Below are 18216 nucleotides of genomic sequence, written 5' to 3'. Positions count from 1 at the left end.
CAACATCACCGACACCTGCCGGCCCTGCGGCTGCAAGCGGGCGAACTTACCAGATAGATTCGGGGTGCGCCACTCCCGGTTGTCGAGGCACCGTCTCCTGAGGCTTGCAAACCGCCGCAGGCCCCAGCAGGGCGGGCTTGTACGGTCTCGAATGTTGATTTTAGCTGTTTTGCAGGTAGTTGCTTGCCGTGCTTGCTACATGTCTTGGGGCAATAGAGCAGGTTTTGCGCGGCGGGTTGGGTAGAATCGGGGTTTGTCCTCAGAGTTAAGGAAGGCTAATGGCTCAGCCCTACAGTGCGCGCAGCCGCGCTATCGAACCTTTCCATGTCATGGCGTTGCTGGCGCGGGCCAATGAATTGCAGGCCGCCGGTCACGACGTGATTCACCTGGAAATCGGCGAGCCGGACTTCACCACCGCCGAGCCCATCATCAAAGCCGGGCAGGCGGCGCTGGCCAATGGCAAGACCCGCTATACCGCGGCCCGCGGGCTGCCGGAGTTGCGGCAAGCCATCAGCGGTTTCTACCAGCAGCGCTACGGGTTGAGCATCGATCCCGAGCGAATCCTGATTACACCCGGCGGCTCGGGAGCCTTGTTGCTGGCGAGCAGCCTGCTGGTGGATCCCGGCAAGCACTGGCTGCTGGCAGACCCAGGCTACCCCTGCAACCGCCACTTCCTGCGGCTGGTGGAGGGCGCGGCCCAACTGGTCCCGGTGGGCCCCGAGGTACGTTATCAACTGACCGCCGACCTGGTGGCGCGCCATTGGGATCAGGACAGCGTGGGCGCGTTGGTCGCGTCGCCTGCCAACCCTACCGGCACCATCCTGACGCGGGACGAGTTGGCGGGGTTGTCGAGCTCCATCAAGGCGCGCAATGGGCATTTGGTGGTGGATGAGATCTACCACGGCCTGACCTACGGCACCGATGCCGCCAGCGTGCTGGAAGTCGACGATGAAGCCTACGTCTTAAATAGTTTTTCGAAGTATTTCGGAATGACCGGATGGCGCCTGGGCTGGCTGGTGGCGCCGCCTGCTGCGGTGGGTGAGCTGGAGAAACTGGCGCAGAATCTCTACATCAGCGCGCCGAGCATGGCCCAGCATGCGGCCCTGGCCTGCTTCACCCCGCAAACATTGAACATTCTTGAAGATCGCCGGGCCGAGTTTGGCCGGCGTCGCGATTTCCTGCTGCCAGCCCTGCGCGAGTTGGGTTTCGGTATTGCCGTGGAGCCGGAAGGCGCGTTCTACCTGTATGCCGATATCAGCGCATTCGGCGGCGATGCCTTCGCGTTCTGCCGGCACTTCCTCGAAACCGAGCACGTTGCGTTCACGCCGGGCCTGGATTTCGGCCGTTATCAAGCCGGTCACCATGTGCGTTTTGCCTACACGCAAAACCTTGATCGCCTACAGCAAGCCGTTGAACGGATTGCCCGCGGCCTGCGGAGTTGGCAAGGCTGATGCGCTTTAATCCTCCCCTTGAAGAAGGCCGGCTGATCCGCCGCTACAAGCGTTTTCTCGCCGATATCGAAACCGTTACCGGCGAGTTGTTGACCATTCACTGCCCGAACACCGGCTCGATGTTCAACTGCATGGTGGAAGGTGGCCAGGTCTGGTTCAGCCGCTCCAATGACCCCAAGCGCAAGCTGCCAGGCACCTGGGAAATCAGCGAGACCCCACAAGGGCGCCTGGCGTGTGTGAACACGGCGCGGGCCAATCAGTTGGTTGAAGAAGCGCTGCGCGCGGGGGGTATCACCGAGCTCAATGGCTTTACCGCCTTGAAACGCGAAGTCGCCTACGGCCAGGAAAACAGCCGGATCGATTTCCGCCTGGACTACCCGGCGGGCGCGGCATATGTCGAAGTCAAAAGCGTCACCCTCGGGTTTGACGGGACCTCGACGGCGGCGTTTCCCGATGCCGTGACCCAGCGCGGTGCCAAGCATCTGCGTGAGCTGGCGCATCTGGCGCGTGAGGGTGTACGGGCAGTGCAGTTGTACTGCGTCAACCTCTCGGGGATCGATGCGGTGCGTCCTGCCGAAGAAATTGATGCCGGTTATGCGGCAGCGTTGCGTGAGGCCAAGGCGGCGGGCGTCGAGGTGCTGGCCTATGGCGTGCGAGTAACGTCAGAGGAAATCTGCGTCGATCGCCGGCTGGAAGTATTGCTCGGCGACTAGAGTTGTACCCACAGGCCTTGTTCGTCCTCGCGGCCGGGCAGGGCTGTCAGGCTCTGGCCGGCGCAAGGGCCGGCGACGCACTCACCGCTTTCGATCAGGAACAGCGCGCCATGGGTGGCGCACTGGATCAGGCTGGCGCTGGGGTCGAGAAACTGGTGCGGCTGCCATTCCAGCGGCACCCCGCGATGTGGGCAGCGGTTGATATAGAAGTAGGCAATGCCTTCGCGGCGCACGGCAAACAGCTTGCGGCCGTCGATATCGAAACCGAGGCTGGCGTTGGGTGCGAGTTCGCTGGAGGCGCAGAGAAACTTCATATCGATCCTTAAGTGCCGCCGTTTGCGGGCTGCAAGGCTATCCTGGTTTTTGCCGCAGAGCCCGGTGCTTGACGTGCAAATGCAAACAATTATCAAATGCCGGCTTCGCCCGTAAGCTGACTGGGCGCTCTGTACGATGTCCGGCAGCCTTGATCTGTCACATTGCGAGTGTTTCAGCGGGCTCACCCCTTGGAAGGAAACCCTTTTATGCGCCTGAGTGCCAGTGCTATCGCGCTCGTTGTCGGACTGCTGGTCAACGCTGGGGCCCAGGCCTCTGAACTGCCACAACGCTGGGTCAGCGCCGGTGGTGCGTTGTCGGAATGGGTGACGGCCCTAGGCGGTGAGTCAAAGCTGGTGGGCGTGGATACCACCAGCCAGCATCCGGAATCCCTCAAGGCGTTGCCGAGCATTGGTTACCAGCGTCAGTTGTCGGCGGAAGGCATTCTGAGCCTGCGCCCGCAAATCCTGGTGGGCACCGAGGAAATGGGGCCGCCACCGGTGTTGGCGCAAATCCGCAATGCCGGTGTGAAAGTGGAGCTGTTTTCAGCCGAGCCGGATCTGCCGACGCTGCAGGGCAACCTTCAGCATTTGGGCAAGCTGCTGGGTAACGAAGCGAAGGCTGCAGAACTGTTCAGTGACTATCAGCAACAACTTGACCAACAAAAGAACTGGGTGGCCAAGGCCCAGGCCACTCAAAAGGCGCCTGGAGTGCTGTTGCTGCTGGGACATGCCGGCGGCAAACCGCTGATTGCGGGCAAAGACACGGCGGCTGACTGGATGTTGCAGCAGGCCGGCGGCCATAACCTGGCGACCCACGATGGTTACAAGCCGTTTTCCGTAGAGTCGCTGGCGGGGCTCAATCCTGAGGTGCTGGTGTTTGCCGATCGCGCTTTGACCGGGGATGCGGCCCGCGCCGCGTTGTTCAAGGAAAACCCGATCCTGGCTTCGACGCCAGCGGCCAGGAATGGACGCGTCTATGAGTTGGACCCAACGCTGCTGGTGGGTGGGCTTGGGCCGCGCTTGCCGCAAAGCCTGGTGAAGCTGTCTGCCGGGTTCTATCCGTCTCAGGCTAATACCGCCCCATGACCACTCTGGTTAAACCGCGAACCCTGTTTATCGGCTTGAGTCTGCTGTGTGTACTGGCGATCTGGTTGTCATTGGCCCTGGGGCCGGTGAGTCTGCCGTTAATGGACACACTGCGGGCAGCCTTACGCTTGATGGGTGTGCCAATCGAGGCCCAAGGCCTGGAGCAGGCGGAGCTGATCCTCGGGCAGATTCGCCTGCCGCGTACGTTGCTGGGATTGGCCGTCGGTGGGGTTCTGGCGCTTTCCGGCGTTGCAATGCAGGGGCTGTTTCGCAACCCCTTGGCTGATCCCGGGTTGGTCGGGGTTTCCAGCGGTGCGGCGTTGGGCGCGGCGATTGCGATTGTCGGTGGTTCGTTTTTTGGCGGTTTGCCGGATGCGCTCGGGCCTTATCTGCTGTCGTTGTGTGCCTTCCTCGGCGGTTTGGGGGTAACAGCGCTGGTCTATCGCCTGGGGCGGCGCAACGGCCAAACCAACGTCGCGACCATGTTGCTGGCGGGTATCGCCCTGACGGCGCTCGCCAGTTCGGCGGTGGGCCTGTTCACCTACCTGGCAGATGACGCTACCTTGCGCACCCTGACGTTCTGGAACCTGGGCAGCCTGAATGGCGCCAGCTACTCGCGCTTATGGCCGCTGCTGCTGGTCAGCGCCGGCGTAGCACTGTGGCTGCCGCGCCGGGCCAAGGCGCTGAATGCACTCCTGCTGGGTGAGTCGGAAGCGAGTCACTTGGGCATTGATGTTGAAGGCCTCAAGCGCGAACTGGTGTTCTGCACCGCGCTGGGTGTGGGCGCGGCCGTGGCGGCTGCGGGGATGATTGGCTTTGTCGGGCTGGTGGTGCCGCATCTGGTACGCCTGCTGGCAGGGCCGGATCATCGGGTGCTGCTGCCAGCCTCGGTGCTGGCGGGGGCGAGTTTGCTGTTGTTTGCCGATCTGGTGGCGCGCCTGGCCTTGGCGCCGGCGGAATTACCGATCGGCATTGTTACCGCGTTTATCGGTGCGCCGTTTTTCCTCTACCTGTTGTTACGAGGGCGCGCTTGATGCTGCGAGTAGAAGACCTGCAGATCCGCCGTGGGCGCAAAACTGTGCTGGCGGACATCACCCTGGACCTGCTGCCAGGAGAAGTGCTCGGCGTATTGGGCCCCAACGGTGCGGGAAAAAGTACATTGCTCGGTGCGTTATGCGGCGAGTTGCAGCCCGACCAAGGCCGTGTATGGCTGGATCAGCGTGAGTTGAAGGACTGGGGCGGAGCGCAGCGTGCCCAGCGGCTGGCGGTGTTGCCGCAGACCTCGACCCTGGACTTTGCCTTTCGCGTCGAAGAGGTGGTAGGCATGGGGCGCTTGCCTCATCAGACGGGCCGGGTGCGTGACGATGAAATCATCAATGCTGCCTTGCAGGCTGCCGACGTTAGCCATTTGAGCGGGCGCAGCTATCTGGCGTTGTCGGGCGGCGAGCGGCAGCGTGTGCACCTCGCACGGGTGCTGGCGCAGCTATGGCCGGGTGAAGCGGGGCAGACCTTGTTGCTGGATGAGCCGACGTCAATGCTTGACCCGCTGCACCAGCACACCACCTTGCAGGCGATCCGGCGCTTTGCCGACCGTGGCGCGGCGGTGCTGGTGATCCTTCACGACCTGAACCTGGCGGCGCGCTACTGTGATCGCATCCTGTTACTGGAGGATGGCCGGCCCCATGCGTTGGACACACCGGCACAGGTGTTGCGGCCTGAGCCGCTGAAGGCGGTATTCGGGCTGGATGTGTTGGTGCAGCCGCACCCGGAGCGCGGTCATCCGTTGATCATTGCCCGCTGAAAATCGCCGCAGTTTTTTATGGGCAAAAAAAGACCCGGCAAGAGCCGGGTCAAATAACCGTGATTAGCCTGATGAGGAGATAATCTGAGAGTCCGAACCAATGGTCTTTCAGTTATCGGCTGATCTCGCGACCAGTTGTGATAATCATAACGATTCTCATTTGAGAGTCAACATTTGTTTTTGCGGCCTCTGCGAATTTCCTCAAACTTCTGTTTGGAATCCCCGTAAACGCGGGTGCAAGTTGGCATCTCAATTCTTTTGGCGTGCCGTCAGAGCGTCCAGCTGACGATTTAAAGCTTCCTTGCGTTCAACGGGAATGTCATTCCAGTGCACATCCATCAGCGCGCCTTCAATGGCATACAACAACACTTTGGATGCCCTGAAACCGCGGGTGCGTACGGCACGGTACGCGTCGACTGCCCCCAGGCGGCGTAGGTCGGACGCACTGTGGATGCCCACCGCATGCAGCCATTGCGCCGACGTCTTGCCAAGGTTTTTCAGGTGTTGCAGCTCATCATTCATCAAGCCTCCTTGCGACGGCCGAATGGTTCGGTGGGTATCGTGACCAGGCAAGCCTGAAAGGAGTGTAGCGCTCAGTAGGAAAAGCGTAGTTCTTTGGTCGGCAACGACCTAAAAGCTTCTAAGGCAGGCGGGGGGGTTAGAGTAGGAAAGGGTGAAGCCCCCGGTACCTTGTGCGTAGCCGGGAGCCGATGCAGCGGTTTAGCGTGTGCGGTAGCGCAGGCGTGTGCCGAAATTGACGGACATCAGGATCTCATCGGCGCTTAACTCAGGGGGGAAATAAGTGCCGGAGATCTGGGCATGCGCCAGGCTCGCCCCTTCCAGTGGGCAGTCACGCAAATCCAGGCCGCGCAAGTCGGCGGAGCGGAAATAAGCGTCGGTGAAATCCACGCCCTCGGCATTCAGGTCGCGCAGGTCCAGGCCGCGAAAGTCGCCACCGCGCATATCGATGGTGCCGTCTTTCGGACGCTCCTGGTTGAAGCCGCGGATATCATCTTTATGCAGAAGCGCGTACAGCGGGGTATCAAGTAGCTTCGGCTGGCTCACAATGGCGACTCCCGTGTTGGAATTATGGCGCCATTATAGTGCCACTATTTCTCGGCCGTGAGCCCCTGAAGGCTGCACGACCAAGAAATATTTCTTACAGTCCCGGCAGGCGCTGGCGAATATGTGCCACCAATGCGTCCAGGGTCCCGCTTTCATTGGTCTCCACGCGCTTGCTGAGCAGCAACTCCTCGGCGCTGAGCGGGTCACGGGTGGCCTGCTGTTCTTCGATGATGGCCAGGGTGGCGTCGGAAGGGTCGTTCTTGTCCGCCTGACGTTGTGCCAGCCAAGCGGCGATTACCGCCTGTGGCGCATTGCAGTCAAGGATCAGGAATGGCGCGCCGGTGGCCTCGGCGATCTTGGCCGCCGCGTCGCGTTGTTCTCGCTTGAGGAAGGTCGCGTCCAATACCACCGGGAAACCGGCGCGCAGTACGGTGTCGGCGATTTCGTTCAGGCGCGCGTAGGTCGCGGCGCTGGCGTCTGCGGCGTAGATCCCGGCCTGCGGCGTGTTCTCGACCTTCTGCTCGCCGAACAGGCGCTTGCGCTCTACGTCCGAACGCAGGCGAATCGCCCCCAATGCTTCTACGAGGCGCATGGATACATGGCTTTTGCCAACGGCCGATACGCCATGGGTGATGGCCAGGAAGCGCGATGGGATGGTGCTGTAGCTTTCTGCCAGGTTGGCGTAGTTGCGGTACTGGCGCAGGGTGGTAGCGCGCTGCACCGCATCCGCCTCGGAAGGCATGCTGAACAGCGCGATCTTCGCGCGTACCAGGGCGCGGTAGGCTTTATAGAAGTTCAGTACTTCCAGGCCTTGATAGTCGCCGGTCAGCTCCAGGTACTGGCTGATGAAGCGTCGTGCCAGGCTCTTGAGGCCGCGGTCTTCCAGGTCCATCGCCAAAAAGCCGGTGTCGGCATACACGTCGGTGAAGCGGAACGGCTCGTTGAACTCGATGCAGTCGAAGATGACCACGTGGCCATCAATCATCGTGGCGTTGCCCAGGTGGATATCACCGTGGCATTCACGGGTGAAGCCATTGAGCTTGCGTTGTTCGAACAGTGGCTTGAGGCGCTCGAAGCTGCTTTCGGCCCAGGCCTGCAAGGCGTCCAGTTGTGCCAGGTCGGCCTTGTCGCTGAGGAACGGACGGATCTGCTCGAAGTTCTGCAGCACCGGTGCCATGACATCGTGCGGCGTGCCAGCAGAGTTAGTGGCCGGCACTTTCGGGGCATTCAGGTGAAAATGCGCGATCTGCCTGGCCATTTCGTCGATGTGCGCGCTGGTCAGTTCGCCGTTGGCCTGCAGAGTGCTGAGCAGTTGGCTTTGCGGGAACTGGCGCATTTTCAGCATGTAGTCGACCACCGGACCGTCGCCGCCCAACTGCGGTGCCTCGGCGCTGCCGGTGATCGGCAACACTTCAAGATACAAATCATCGGTCAGGCGCTGGTTGAGGCGCAGCTCTTCATTGCAGAAGTGGCCGCGGGCTTGCAGGGTGGTGAAATCGAGGAAACCGAAATTCACCGGCTTCTTCATCTTGTAAGCATAGGGCCCAGTGAGCAGGACCCAGGAAATATGGGTCTCGATGACTTGGAACTGATCCACCGGATGGGGAAACAGGGCCGGGTTTTGCAGGGCAGCAATCAGGGACTGGCTCACGGGCGATCCTTCAGAGTCTGGGAAAATTCATGGCGGGCATTATGGCTCCTACAGGCGGTCGTGCAAACCGCTGTCCGGCTCATGTTGGTCATCAATAAAGTGCGTATAATCCGCCGCCATGACTCGTACCCGATCTCCCCGTTCCCGTAAAAAACCTCCTTCCCGCGGCCTGCGCCCTTGGCTGGGCTGGGTGCTTAAGCTCAGCCTGGTAGGGCTTGTCGTGATCGCCGGCTTCGCGGTTTACCTCGATGCCGTGGTCCAGGAGAAGTTCTCCGGCAAGCGCTGGACCATTCCGGCCAAGGTCTACGCGCGCCCGCTGGAACTGTTCAGCGGCCAGAAGCTGAGCAAGGATGACTTCCTCACCGAGCTCGATGCCCTGGGCTATCGCCGCGAACCCGTGAGCAATGGCCCCGGCGCCGCTGCCGTCAGCGGCAACACGGTTGACCTGAACACCCGCGGCTTCCAGTTCTATGAAGGCCTGGAAAAACCCCAGCCGGTGCGCGTGCGTTTCTCTGGCGACTACGTAGCCGAACTGTCCTCGCTCAACGGCTCGAAGTTGCCGGTGGTGCGCCTGGAACCCTTAATGATCGGTGGGATTTATCCGAAAAACCTGGAAGACCGCATCCTGATCAAGATCGATCAGGTGCCGCCTTACCTGCTGGATACCCTGATCGCCGTCGAAGACCGGGATTTCTACAGCCACTGGGGCGTATCACCGAAGTCCATCGCGCGCGCCCTCTGGGTCAACACCTCCGGCGGCAAGATGACCCAGGGCGGCAGTACGCTGACGCAGCAATTGGTCAAGAACTTCTACCTGACCAACGAGCGCAGCCTGACCCGCAAGCTGACCGAAGCCATGATGGCGATGCTGCTGGAGCTGCACTACAGCAAGCAGGAAATTCTTGAGGCGTACCTCAATGAAGTGTTCGTTGGCCAGGACGGTCAGCGTGCCGTCCACGGTTTTGGTCTGGCCAGCCAGTTCTTCTTCGGCCAGCCGTTGTCCGAGCTGAAGTTGCACCAGGTGGCGCTGCTGGTGGGCATGGTCAAGGGGCCGTCCTACTACAACCCGCGTCGCAACCCGGAGCGGGCGCTGGAGCGCCGTAACCTGGTGCTGGATGTACTTGAGCAGCAAGGTGTCGCCACCCCTGAACAAGTGGCCGCCGCGAAGAAAATGCCACTGGGTGTAACCACCCGCGGCAAGCTCGCCGACAGCTCCTTCCCGGGCTTTATCGACCTGGTCAAACGCCAACTGCGTGAAGACTACCGCGACGAAGACTTGACCGAAGAAGGCCTGCGGATCTTCACCAGTTTCGACCCGATCCTGCAGATGAAGGCCGAAGCGTCGGTCAATGACACCTTCAAACGCCTGACAGGTCGTAAAGGCTCTGACGACGTCGAGGCTGCGATGGTGGTGACCAACCCGGAAACCGGCGAAGTCCAGGCCATGATCGGCAGTCGCCAGGCCAGCTTTGCCGGGTTCAACCGGGCGCTGGACGCGGTGCGGCCGATTGGCTCGCTGGTCAAGCCGGCGGTGTACCTGACCGCGCTGGAAAAACCGAGCAAGTACACGCTGACCAGTTGGCTGTCCGATGACCCGCTGTCGGTCAAAGGGGCTGATGGCCAGATGTGGACGCCGCATAACTTTGATCGTCGCTCCCACGGTACGATTTTCCTGTACCAGGGCTTGGCGCATTCCTACAACATCTCGACTTCCCGCCTCGGCCTTGAACTGGGCGTGCCGAACGTGCTCAAGACGCTCGGCCGGTTGGGCATCACTCGTGAGTTCCCGGCGTTCCCATCGATGCTGTTGGGTGCGGGCGCGATGAGTCCGATGGAAGTGGCGACCATGTACCAGACCCTGGCCAACGGTGGTTTCAATACGCCGATGCGTGGGATCCGGAGCGTGTTGACGGCCGAAGGCGAACCGCTCAAGCGCTATCCGTTCCAGATTCAGCAACGCTTTGACCCGGCCTCGATCTACCTGATCCAGAACGCCATGCAGCGCGTGATGCGCGAAGGTACCGGGCGCTCGGCCTACAACGTGCTGCCGGCCAACCTGACACTGGCTGGCAAGAGCGGTACCAGTAACGATTCGCGGGACAGCTGGTTCGCAGGGTTCAGCCAGGACCTGCTGGCAGTGGTTTGGCTGGGGCGTGATGACAACGGCAAGACGCCGTTTACCGGTGCCACCGGCGCGTTGCAGGTATGGACCAGTTTCATGAAAAAGGCCGATCCACTGCCGCTGAACATGCCGCAGCCGGACAATATCGTCCAGGCCTGGATCGATCCGCACACCGGCCAGGGTTCCGATGCCAACTGTCCGGGCGCGGTGCAGATGCCGTATATTCGCGGCAGCGAGCCACCACCCGGTGCAGCGTGCGGAGCCAGTGCGCCCGCCAGTGCTGAATCGGTGATGGATTGGGTCAAGGGCTGGATGAATTAAGCAAAGAGGGTTTCACGTGAACAAGTTGTTGATTCCAGCTATTACAGTTTTGGCATTGCTCGGTGGTTGCGCCAGCGTGGAGCGGGGCTCTATTCCGGTGGTGGACTCCAGTACAACGGTGTCCAACAACGACCGGATCTCGGCCAACGGCGGCTTCCGCCAAACCGTTACCAACCGCCCTGCCCAGGCCCGGCCCCAGGCGCAAGCCGTGCCTCAGGACTCTGGTGTAGTGGTGATGATCCCGGGTGGCGGCGCTGCCACCTCGGCTCCGATCAGTACTCAGCCGTGGACCCCAGGCCCAAGTACATCGGGCCCGATCGACGCCACGCCGATTCAAACGGCACCGATCAACCAGGGCACCTACAACATGCCGTCGACGCCGAGTGGAATTCCTTCCGCCAGCAGTGCCGGCGGCCTGTCAGCCGATGAGCAGTTGGATGGCCCGGTGCTGGCGTTGCTCACCACTGCCCAACAGCAGCAGTCGGGCGGCGATCTGAACGGCGCATCGTCGAGCCTTGAGCGCGCCCAGCGCGTGGCACCGCGTGAACCGCAAGTGCTATACCGCCTGGCTCAGGTTCGCATGGCCCAGGGCGATGCCCCGCAAGCTGAACAATTTGCCCGTCGCGGCCTGACCCTGGCCAATGGCCGTCCAGACCTGCAGGCCAGCCTGTGGAACTTGATCGGTGATGCCCGCGAGAAGCAAGGCGATGCTGCCGGCGCCGCTCAGGCTCGGCAAAAAGCCAAGGTAAGCCTCTGATGGATGCACGCTTTCCGGCGATTGCCGAACAGTTGTTGTTGATCGAGCGCGAACTGCGCTTGCAGGGCTGGTGGGACGAAGTGTCCCCCAGTGCTGAAGCCTTGAGCAGTGTTGAGCCGTTTTCCGTCGACACACTGGACTTTCACCAGTGGCTGCAATGGATTTTCCTGACACGGATGAAGCAAATCCTCGAACAGGACCTGCCATTGCCCAATGCGTCTGGAATTCTGGAGATGGCCGAGATGGTTTACGCCGATCGGCCACTTGAGAGCCTTGGCCTGCGGACTGCGCTGAAAAAGTTCGATCAACTGATCGTCGACGCTCGTTAATTGCCTGGCTGCCGGTTTTTCCGGCAGTCTTGCGCATATTTCTACCGCTTTGCGCCATTCAGGCGAGTTTTATCCCTCCTCAAGCCCCTTTCTTCTACGTTCTCATGCGCTTAGTTGGAAAAAAGCGCAATTATTGCTTGACTTGGAGGGGCTGAAACAGAAGAATCCAAAGTCCGCTGTAGAGGGACTGCCAGAAGCAGACCCACTCAGCAGATCATGAGGCGCATACCCGCGCCGACCTGTTACACCCGCAACGCGTTACCTCGCGCTGGGTGGGAAAATCCCGCAACACTTGGGACGCTCCCAATACTTGCTCAGTCAGTGCTGACGTAGTCGGCGACCACCGTCGCTCATGCTCTGCTGAGAAGTAAACCTATTAAGACCCGTCGGTTTTTAACGGACGGTATTCTGGCGTTTTAGAGGTGAACAACGTGGAGCTTTTATCTGGCGGTGAGATGCTCGTCCGCTTTTTGCGTGACGAAGGCGTCGACTATATCTACGGGTACCCAGGTGGTGCTCTGCTGCATGTCTACGACGCACTGTTCAAGGAACCGGCTGTTACCCACATCCTGGTTCGCCACGAACAAGCTGCTACCCATATGGCTGACGGTTACGCCCGTGCCACCGGTAAAGCCGGTGTGGTACTGGTGACTTCCGGCCCTGGCGCGACCAATGCCATTACCGGCATCGCGACGGCCTATATGGACTCCATCCCGATGGTGATCATTTCCGGCCAGGTGGCGAGCACCATGGTCGGTACCGATGCATTCCAGGAAACCGACATGATCGGTATTTCCCGGCCGATCGTGAAACACAGCTTCATGATCAAGCATGCCTCGGAAATCCCGGAAGTCATGAAGAAGGCGTTCTACCTCGCACAGTCCGGTCGCCCGGGTCCTGTAGTGGTCGATATCCCGAAAGACATGACCAACCCGGCGGAAAAATTCGAATACATCTTCCCGAAGAAAGCCAAGCTGCGTTCCTACAGCCCGGCCGTTCGCGGGCACTCGGGGCAAATCCGCAAGGCGGCAGAAATGCTGTTGGCGGCCAAGCGTCCAGTGCTCTACTCGGGTGGTGGGGTGATTCTGGGCGGCGGTTCTGCACCGCTGACCGAACTGGCCAAGCTGCTCAACCTGCCAGTCACCAACACCTTGATGGGCCTTGGCGCGTTCCCGGGTTCGGACCGTCAGTTCGTCGGCATGCTCGGCATGCACGGCAGCTACACCGCCAACCTGGCCATGCACCATGCTGACGTGATCCTCGCCGTCGGTGCGCGGTTCGATGACCGGGTGATCAATGGCGCGAGCAAGTTCTGCCCGAATGCCAAGATCATCCACATCGATATCGACCCGGCATCCATCTCCAAGACCATCAAGGCCGACGTGCCTATCGTTGGTCCTGTGGAAAGCGTGCTGACCGAAATGGTCGCTGCGCTGAAGGAAATCGGCGAAGCCCCGAACAAGGATTCCGTTGCCAGCTGGTGGAAGCAGATCGACGAGTGGCGCGGTGATCGCGGCCTGTTCCCTTACGACAAGGGTGATGGCAGCGTCATCAAGCCACAGACCGTGATCGAAACCCTGTGCGAAGTGACCAAGGGCGATGCCTTTGTGACCTCCGATGTGGGCCAGCACCAGATGTTCGCGGCGCAGTACTACAAGTTCGACAAGCCTAACCGCTGGATCAACTCCGGTGGCCTGGGCACGATGGGCTTTGGTTTCCCTGCGGCCATGGGTGTGAAGCTGAGCTTTCCGGATACTGACGTTGCGTGCGTCACCGGCGAAGGCAGTATCCAGATGAACATCCAGGAACTGTCGACCTGCCTGCAATATGGCTTGCCGGTGAAGATCGTCTGCCTGAACAACGGTGTACTGGGCATGGTTCGCCAGTGGCAGGACATGAGCTACGGCAGCCGTCACTCCCATTCCTACATGGAGTCTCTGCCTGACTTCGTCAAATTGGTTGAAGCCTATGGCCATGTCGGCATGCGCATCACCGATCTGAAGGATTTGAAGCCGATGATGGAAGAGGCGTTCGCCATGAAGGACCGCCTGGTGTTCCTCGATATTCAGGTCGACACCAGCGAGCACGTCTACCCGATGCAGATCAAAGACGGCTCCATGCGCGATATGTGGCTGAACAAGACGGAGCGTACCTAATCATGCGGCACATTATCTCCCTGCTTCTGGAGAACGAACCGGGCGCTCTGTCACGTGTGGTCGGACTGTTTTCGCAACGCAACTACAACATCGAAAGCCTGACGGTGGCGCCGACCGAAGACCCGACCTTGTCGCGTCTGACGCTGACCACCGTTGGCCATGATGAGGTGATCGAGCAGATCACCAAGAACCTCAACAAGCTGATCGAAGTGGTCAAGCTGGTCGACTTGTCGGAGAGTGCCCACATCGAGCGTGAGCTGATGCTGGTCAAGGTCAAGGCCACGGGGGCACAACGGGCCGAGATCAAGCGCACTACCGACATTTATCGCGGGCAGATCGTCGATGTGAGCGCCAGCGTTTATACCGTTCAACTGACCGGTACAAGCGACAAGCTGGACAGCTTCATCCAGTCGATCGGGACGGCCTCGATTCTGGAAACTGTACGCAGTGGCGTCACCGGGATTGCTCGTGGCGACAAAGTACTCAGCATCTAACTCAAATTTAGCGAATGGCCTTAAACGGCCTGGATATATAGAGGAACCTCATGAAAGTTTATTACGATAAAGATTGTGACCTGTCGATCATCCAGGGCAAAAAAGTCGCCATCATCGGCTACGGTTCCCAGGGCCACGCTCAAGCGTGCAACCTGAAAGATTCCGGCGTTGACGTGACCGTTGGCCTGCGCAAAGGCTCGGCCACTGTTGCCAAGGCTGAGGCCCACGGCCTGAAAGTGACTGACGTTGCTTCTGCTGTTGCTGCTGCCGACCTGGTCATGATCCTGACCCCGGACGAGTTCCAGTCCGCGCTGTACAAGAACGAAATCGAGCCGAACATCAAGAAGGGCGCCACCCTGGCCTTCTCCCACGGCTTCGCGATCCACTACAACCAGGTTGTGCCGCGCGCCGACCTCGACGTGATCATGATCGCGCCGAAAGCACCGGGCCACACCGTGCGCTCCGAGTTCGTCAAAGGCGGCGGTATCCCTGACCTGATCGCGATCTACCAGGACGCCTCGGGCAACGCCAAGAACGTTGCACTGTCCTACGCTGCTGGCGTGGGTGGCGGTCGTACCGGCATCATCGAAACCACCTTCAAGGACGAGACTGAAACCGACCTGTTCGGCGAACAAGCCGTTCTGTGTGGCGGTACCGTTGAACTGGTCAAGGCCGGTTTCGAAACCCTGGTTGAAGCTGGCTACGCGCCAGAAATGGCCTACTTCGAATGCCTGCACGAACTGAAGCTGATCGTTGACCTCATGTACGAAGGCGGTATCGCCAACATGAACTACTCGATCTCCAACAACGCCGAATACGGCGAGTACGTGACTGGCCCGGAAGTGATCAACGCCGAGTCCCGTCAGGCCATGCGCAACGCCCTGAAACGTATTCAGGACGGCGAATACGCCAAAATGTTCATCAGCGAAGGTGCAACCGGCTACCCTTCGATGACCGCCAAGCGTCGTAACAACGCCGCTCACGGTATCGAGATCATCGGCGAGCAACTGCGCTCCATGATGCCGTGGATCGGTGCCAACAAGATCGTCGACAAAGCCAAAAACTAAGTCGTACGGATCAAGGGAAAACGCGGCTTAGGCCGCGTTTTTTCGTTTGCGGGGCAGGTTCTGGTATAAAGCTGCATCGTTTGCGGGCGAACACTCGCCGCAAGTTTCTGTCGAAATTTTTCACACCGTTGCAAGGTAAAGTCCATGAGCGAACGTCCCGAAGAGCCAAACCAGGCCTCTGACGCCGAAAGCCTGCTACCGATCGATGAACATGTCGAAGAAGGGCACGATGCTGAAGGCCGTAAAGTCCGGCATCGTGGCATCTATCTTCTGCCCAATCTGTTCACCACTGCGAACCTGTTCGCGGGGTTCTACTCCATCATCAATTCCATGAGTGCCCAGAGTGCGTTGGCGGCCGGCGATGCGGCCGGGGCCAGCAAGTACTTTGGTTTTGCCGCGATAGCGATCTTCGTCGCCATGGTCCTTGATGGCCTGGATGGCCGGGTTGCGCGGATGACCAACACCCAGAGTGCCTTTGGCGCCGAGTATGACTCGCTGTCGGACATGGTTGCCTTCGGTGTGGCGCCGGCGTTGCTCGCATTTGCCTGGGCGCTGGGTGATATGGGCAAGGTTGGCTGGATGGTTGCCTTCATCTATGTGGCGGGCGCGGCATTGCGTCTGGCGCGCTTTAATACCCAGGTGGGGACTGCCGACAAGCGCTACTTCATTGGCTTGGCCAGTCCGGCTGCGGCGGGTGTGGTAGCCGGTATTGTCTGGGCATTCAGCGACTACGGTATCCAGGGTTCCAAGATGTCGTTCCTGGTGGCCTTGATGGTTGCGGCGGCCGGCATGCTGATGGTCAGCAATATCAAGTACAACAGCTTCAAGGAGCTGGATCTCAAAGGGCGTGTGCCGTTTGTGGCTATCCTGGCAGTGGTGCTGGTGTTTGCCGTGGTCTTCAGTGATCCGCCGCGAATCCTGCTGCTGGCTTTCCTTGTGTATGCCGCGTCCGGCCCGGTGCAGTACCTTCTGCATCTTCGTCAGCGCAAAACGTTGCCTTAATGTAATTTCCCCCATACTCCGCAGTCTATTGGTGCATCTGTCCTCCAAAGCTGCGGAGTTGCCATGTTAATCAAGTTTCCCAAAGCGTCTGATTGCCAAGAATCGGATGTCACGCCTGAATCCCTCTATTTCTCTCGCCGCAGCTTGCTCGGTGGTGCGCTTGCCGGCCTGGCTGCCAGCAGCCTGCCGCGTTGGGCCAGTGCGGATGATGCGGCACGTTATGCCGATGTCGAGCCGGGCAATGCACCTGGCTGGTTTGCCGAAAAGCTCCCGGGTACCAAATGGCAGGCGATTACCGTCAAGGACGAGGCCATCACCCCTTTCAAGGACGCAACCCACTACAACAACTTCTATGAGTTCGGTACGGATAAGGGCGACCCTGCAGCCAATGCCGGGTCTCTGAAGACTGAGCCGTGGAGTGTGGTGATAGATGGTGAGGTCGCCAAACCTGGGCGCTATGCGCTTGAAGACTTCATGAAGCCCTATCAGTTGGAAGAGCGAATCTATCGACTGCGCTGTGTAGAGGCCTGGTCGATGGTCATTCCGTGGATAGGGTTCCCTATATCGGAACTGCTCAAGCACGTCGAGCCGACCTCGAACGCCAAGTACATTCGTTTTGAAACCCTGCAGGACCCCAAGAGCATGCCGGGGCAGCGGTCCAACTTCGCCTTGATCGACTGGCCTTATGTAGAAGGGCTGCGATTGGATGAGGCGATGAATCCCCTGGCGATCCTTGCGGTGGGCATGTATGGGCGGGAGCTGCCGAACCAGAACGGCGCGCCGTTGCGGTTGGTGGTGCCGTGGAAGTACGGATTCAAGAGCGTCAAGTCGATCGTGCGCATCAGCCTGGTCAGCGAGCAGCCGAAAACCACCTGGCAAAGTATTGCCGCGAGTGAGTATGGGTTCTACGCAAATGTGAATCCTACCGTCGACCATCCGCGTTGGACCCAGGCGCGGGAGCGGCGGTTGCCCAGCGGGCTGTTCAGTCCCAATGTGCGTGAGACACAAATGTTCAACGGCTACGCCGATGAAGTCGCTTCTCTTTATACGGGCCTCGATCTGCGGAAGAACTATTGATGCGCTATCCGATCTGGCGCATCGGCGTCTTTATAGCAGCGGCGGTGTGGCCGCTGTTCTGGCTGTACGAGGCCTGGAGCTTTGCGCTGGGACCTGACCCGGGCAAGGTGCTGATGGATCGGCTCGGGCTTGGCACCTTGATTCTGTTGTTAATAACCCTGGGTATGACACCGTTGCAGAAGCTCAGTGGTTGGGCGGGGTGGATCGCCGTGCGACGGCAACTGGGATTGTGGTGCTTTGCCTATGTGGTTTTGCATCTCGCTGCTTACTGCGTGTTTATCCTTGGGTTGGATTGGTCGCAGTTGGGGGTTGAGCTACGGAAGCGGCCTTACATTATTGTGGGTACCTTGGGATTCCTTTCTCTATTGGTGCTGGCAGTCACCTCCAACCGATACAGCCAGCGTCGCCTTGGTGTGCGCTGGAAGAAACTGCATCGTTTGGTTTACGTGATTCTCGGGCTTGGTTTGCTGCATATGCTGTGGATCGTGCGGGCAGATCTCAAGGAGTGGGCTATCTATGCATCTATAGGGGCGCTGCTTCTGGTCCTGCGTATACCACCGGTGACGCGCCGAATTCCCCGTCTTATTGCTAAAAAACCATCTTCTGCAACAAAAGCGTAATTAACCCTTGACGGCAGATTCTGGAAGTCTATAATTCGCCCCACTTCCGGCGCAGTCGAAACGGAAAACTCCTTGGCAAACAAAGAGTTATGTAGGTTTCGACAGCGAGTTGCCTCAGGTCATCGAAGCCCAGAAGGAGTTAGTAAGGCGGTGTTGTTTGGCCCTATTAACGTTTCGATTTCCTGGGGCG

General features: G+C 59.7%; 18 protein-coding genes. 14 read left to right on the top strand and 4 right to left on the bottom strand.

The features are described 5' to 3' along the window. The first annotated feature begins 278 nt into the window (after nt 1–278). Both HX801_RS02835 and sfsA read left to right on the top strand, forming a co-directional pair. Nucleotides 279–1451: a pyridoxal phosphate-dependent aminotransferase gene (locus HX801_RS02835; protein ID WP_177021519.1), complete on the top strand. Its 1173-nt coding sequence runs from the start codon at nt 279–281 to the stop codon at nt 1449–1451. After that, on the top strand, nt 1451–2164 hold the full coding sequence (gene sfsA / locus HX801_RS02830) for a DNA/RNA nuclease SfsA (RefSeq protein WP_177021518.1): 714 nt from the start codon (nt 1451–1453) through the stop codon (nt 2162–2164). Before HX801_RS02835 ends, sfsA begins: the two co-directional genes overlap by 1 nt. Here sfsA and HX801_RS02825 read toward each other — a convergent pair. Continuing rightward, on the bottom strand, nt 2161–2478 hold the full coding sequence (locus tag HX801_RS02825; RefSeq protein ID WP_003212149.1) for a Rieske (2Fe-2S) protein: 318 nt from the start codon (nt 2476–2478) through the stop codon (nt 2161–2163). The genes sfsA and HX801_RS02825 overlap by 4 nt on opposite strands. A gap of 207 nt (nt 2479–2685) precedes the next feature. Between HX801_RS02825 and HX801_RS02820 the strand changes: the two genes are divergently transcribed. Genes HX801_RS02820 through HX801_RS02810 form a run of 3 tightly spaced genes read left to right on the top strand, consistent with a single transcriptional unit; the run spans nt 2686 to nt 5365 of the window. Beyond that, nucleotides 2686–3564: a hemin ABC transporter substrate-binding protein gene (locus HX801_RS02820; RefSeq protein WP_177021517.1), complete on the top strand. Its 879-nt coding sequence runs from the start codon at nt 2686–2688 to the stop codon at nt 3562–3564. Beyond that, a complete protein-coding gene (locus HX801_RS02815) occupies nt 3561–4598 on the top strand; it encodes an iron ABC transporter permease (RefSeq protein ID WP_003212144.1) in 1038 nt (345 codons plus the stop codon). The genes HX801_RS02820 and HX801_RS02815 overlap by 4 nt, the downstream gene beginning before the upstream one ends. Then, nucleotides 4598–5365 (top strand): heme ABC transporter ATP-binding protein, encoded by a 768-nt coding sequence (locus tag HX801_RS02810; protein WP_177021516.1) that lies wholly within the window; start codon nt 4598–4600, stop codon nt 5363–5365. Before HX801_RS02815 ends, HX801_RS02810 begins: the two co-directional genes overlap by 1 nt. 249 nt (nt 5366–5614) lie before the next feature. Here HX801_RS02810 and HX801_RS02805 read toward each other — a convergent pair whose 3' ends face one another. The 3 genes from HX801_RS02805 to HX801_RS02795 all read right to left on the bottom strand — a co-directional run bounded on the left by HX801_RS02805 (nt 5615) and on the right by HX801_RS02795 (nt 8081). Further along, nucleotides 5615–5887: a TfoX/Sxy family protein gene (locus tag HX801_RS02805; protein WP_003212140.1), complete on the bottom strand. Its 273-nt coding sequence runs from the start codon at nt 5885–5887 to the stop codon at nt 5615–5617. A gap of 198 nt (nt 5888–6085) precedes the next feature. Further along, nucleotides 6086–6430 (bottom strand): pentapeptide repeat-containing protein, encoded by a 345-nt coding sequence (locus HX801_RS02800; protein WP_008436884.1) that lies wholly within the window; start codon nt 6428–6430, stop codon nt 6086–6088. Nucleotides 6431–6524: 94 nt separating this feature from the next. After that, on the bottom strand, nt 6525–8081 hold the full coding sequence (locus HX801_RS02795) for a bifunctional aminoglycoside phosphotransferase/ATP-binding protein (RefSeq protein ID WP_003212136.1): 1557 nt from the start codon (nt 8079–8081) through the stop codon (nt 6525–6527). 118 nt (nt 8082–8199) lie between these two features. Between HX801_RS02795 and mrcB the strand changes: the two genes are divergently transcribed. The 9 genes from mrcB (at nt 8200) to msrQ (ending at nt 18026) form a co-directional block, all read left to right on the top strand. Then, nucleotides 8200–10524: a penicillin-binding protein 1B gene (mrcB, locus tag HX801_RS02790; RefSeq protein WP_177021515.1), complete on the top strand. Its 2325-nt coding sequence runs from the start codon at nt 8200–8202 to the stop codon at nt 10522–10524. 16 nt (nt 10525–10540) lie between these two features. Then, nucleotides 10541–11281: a M48 family metallopeptidase gene (locus HX801_RS02785; protein ID WP_177021514.1), complete on the top strand. Its 741-nt coding sequence runs from the start codon at nt 10541–10543 to the stop codon at nt 11279–11281. Further along, nucleotides 11281–11610 carry a YqcC family protein gene (locus HX801_RS02780; protein ID WP_003212129.1) on the top strand — a complete coding sequence of 110 codons (330 nt, stop codon included), beginning with the start codon at nt 11281–11283 and terminating at the stop codon, nt 11608–11610. Before HX801_RS02785 ends, HX801_RS02780 begins: the two co-directional genes overlap by 1 nt. Before the next feature lie 431 nt (nt 11611–12041). Continuing rightward, entirely contained in the window at nt 12042–13766 is a 1725-nt protein-coding gene (locus HX801_RS02775; protein WP_008436892.1) for an acetolactate synthase 3 large subunit, read from the top strand. A gap of 2 nt (nt 13767–13768) precedes the next feature. Then, the gene (gene ilvN / locus HX801_RS02770; protein WP_003176102.1) at nt 13769–14260 is read left to right on the top strand and encodes an acetolactate synthase small subunit; all 492 of its coding nucleotides are present in this window, start codon (nt 13769–13771) and stop codon (nt 14258–14260) included. A gap of 50 nt (nt 14261–14310) precedes the next feature. After that, on the top strand, nt 14311–15327 hold the full coding sequence (gene ilvC / locus HX801_RS02765) for a ketol-acid reductoisomerase (RefSeq protein WP_003212125.1): 1017 nt from the start codon (nt 14311–14313) through the stop codon (nt 15325–15327). Nucleotides 15328–15471: 144 nt separating this feature from the next. Next, complete coding sequence (gene pssA, locus HX801_RS02760) at nt 15472–16329, top strand: CDP-diacylglycerol--serine O-phosphatidyltransferase (protein WP_003212123.1); 858 nt, start codon at nt 15472–15474, stop codon at nt 16327–16329. 63 nt (nt 16330–16392) lie between these two features. Further along, nucleotides 16393–17406 (top strand): protein-methionine-sulfoxide reductase catalytic subunit MsrP, encoded by a 1014-nt coding sequence (gene msrP, locus HX801_RS02755; protein WP_003212121.1) that lies wholly within the window; start codon nt 16393–16395, stop codon nt 17404–17406. Next, the gene (msrQ, locus tag HX801_RS02750) at nt 17406–18026 is read left to right on the top strand and encodes a protein-methionine-sulfoxide reductase heme-binding subunit MsrQ (protein WP_177021513.1); all 621 of its coding nucleotides are present in this window, start codon (nt 17406–17408) and stop codon (nt 18024–18026) included. Before msrP ends, msrQ begins: the two co-directional genes overlap by 1 nt. Nucleotides 18027–18216 lie beyond the last annotated feature (190 nt).

This window comes from Pseudomonas sp. G1002, from assembly GCF_013385455.1.
GTDB lineage: Bacteria > Pseudomonadota > Gammaproteobacteria > Pseudomonadales > Pseudomonadaceae > Aquipseudomonas.
The sequence above is the reverse complement of the archived record's forward strand: the minus strand, read 5'-3'. Positions and strand labels throughout refer to the sequence as shown.

Coding starts and splice junctions, on each gene's coding strand:
- HX801_RS02835 (WP_177021519.1), top strand. CDS start 279: ATGGCTCAGCCCTACAGTGCGCGCAGCCGCGCTATCGAACCTTTCCAT.
- sfsA (WP_177021518.1), top strand. CDS start 1,451: ATGCGCTTTAATCCTCCCCTTGAAGAAGGCCGGCTGATCCGCCGCTAC.
- HX801_RS02825 (WP_003212149.1), bottom strand. CDS start 2,478: ATGAAGTTTCTCTGCGCCTCCAGCGAACTCGCACCCAACGCCAGCCTC.
- HX801_RS02820 (WP_177021517.1), top strand. CDS start 2,686: ATGCGCCTGAGTGCCAGTGCTATCGCGCTCGTTGTCGGACTGCTGGTC.
- HX801_RS02815 (WP_003212144.1), top strand. CDS start 3,561: ATGACCACTCTGGTTAAACCGCGAACCCTGTTTATCGGCTTGAGTCTG.
- HX801_RS02810 (WP_177021516.1), top strand. CDS start 4,598: ATGCTGCGAGTAGAAGACCTGCAGATCCGCCGTGGGCGCAAAACTGTG.
- HX801_RS02805 (WP_003212140.1), bottom strand. CDS start 5,887: ATGAATGATGAGCTGCAACACCTGAAAAACCTTGGCAAGACGTCGGCG.
- mrcB (WP_177021515.1), top strand. CDS start 8,200: ATGACTCGTACCCGATCTCCCCGTTCCCGTAAAAAACCTCCTTCCCGC.
- HX801_RS02780 (WP_003212129.1), top strand. CDS start 11,281: ATGGATGCACGCTTTCCGGCGATTGCCGAACAGTTGTTGTTGATCGAG.
- ilvN (WP_003176102.1), top strand. CDS start 13,769: ATGCGGCACATTATCTCCCTGCTTCTGGAGAACGAACCGGGCGCTCTG.
- ilvC (WP_003212125.1), top strand. CDS start 14,311: ATGAAAGTTTATTACGATAAAGATTGTGACCTGTCGATCATCCAGGGC.
- pssA (WP_003212123.1), top strand. CDS start 15,472: ATGAGCGAACGTCCCGAAGAGCCAAACCAGGCCTCTGACGCCGAAAGC.
- msrP (WP_003212121.1), top strand. CDS start 16,393: ATGTTAATCAAGTTTCCCAAAGCGTCTGATTGCCAAGAATCGGATGTC.
- msrQ (WP_177021513.1), top strand. CDS start 17,406: ATGCGCTATCCGATCTGGCGCATCGGCGTCTTTATAGCAGCGGCGGTG.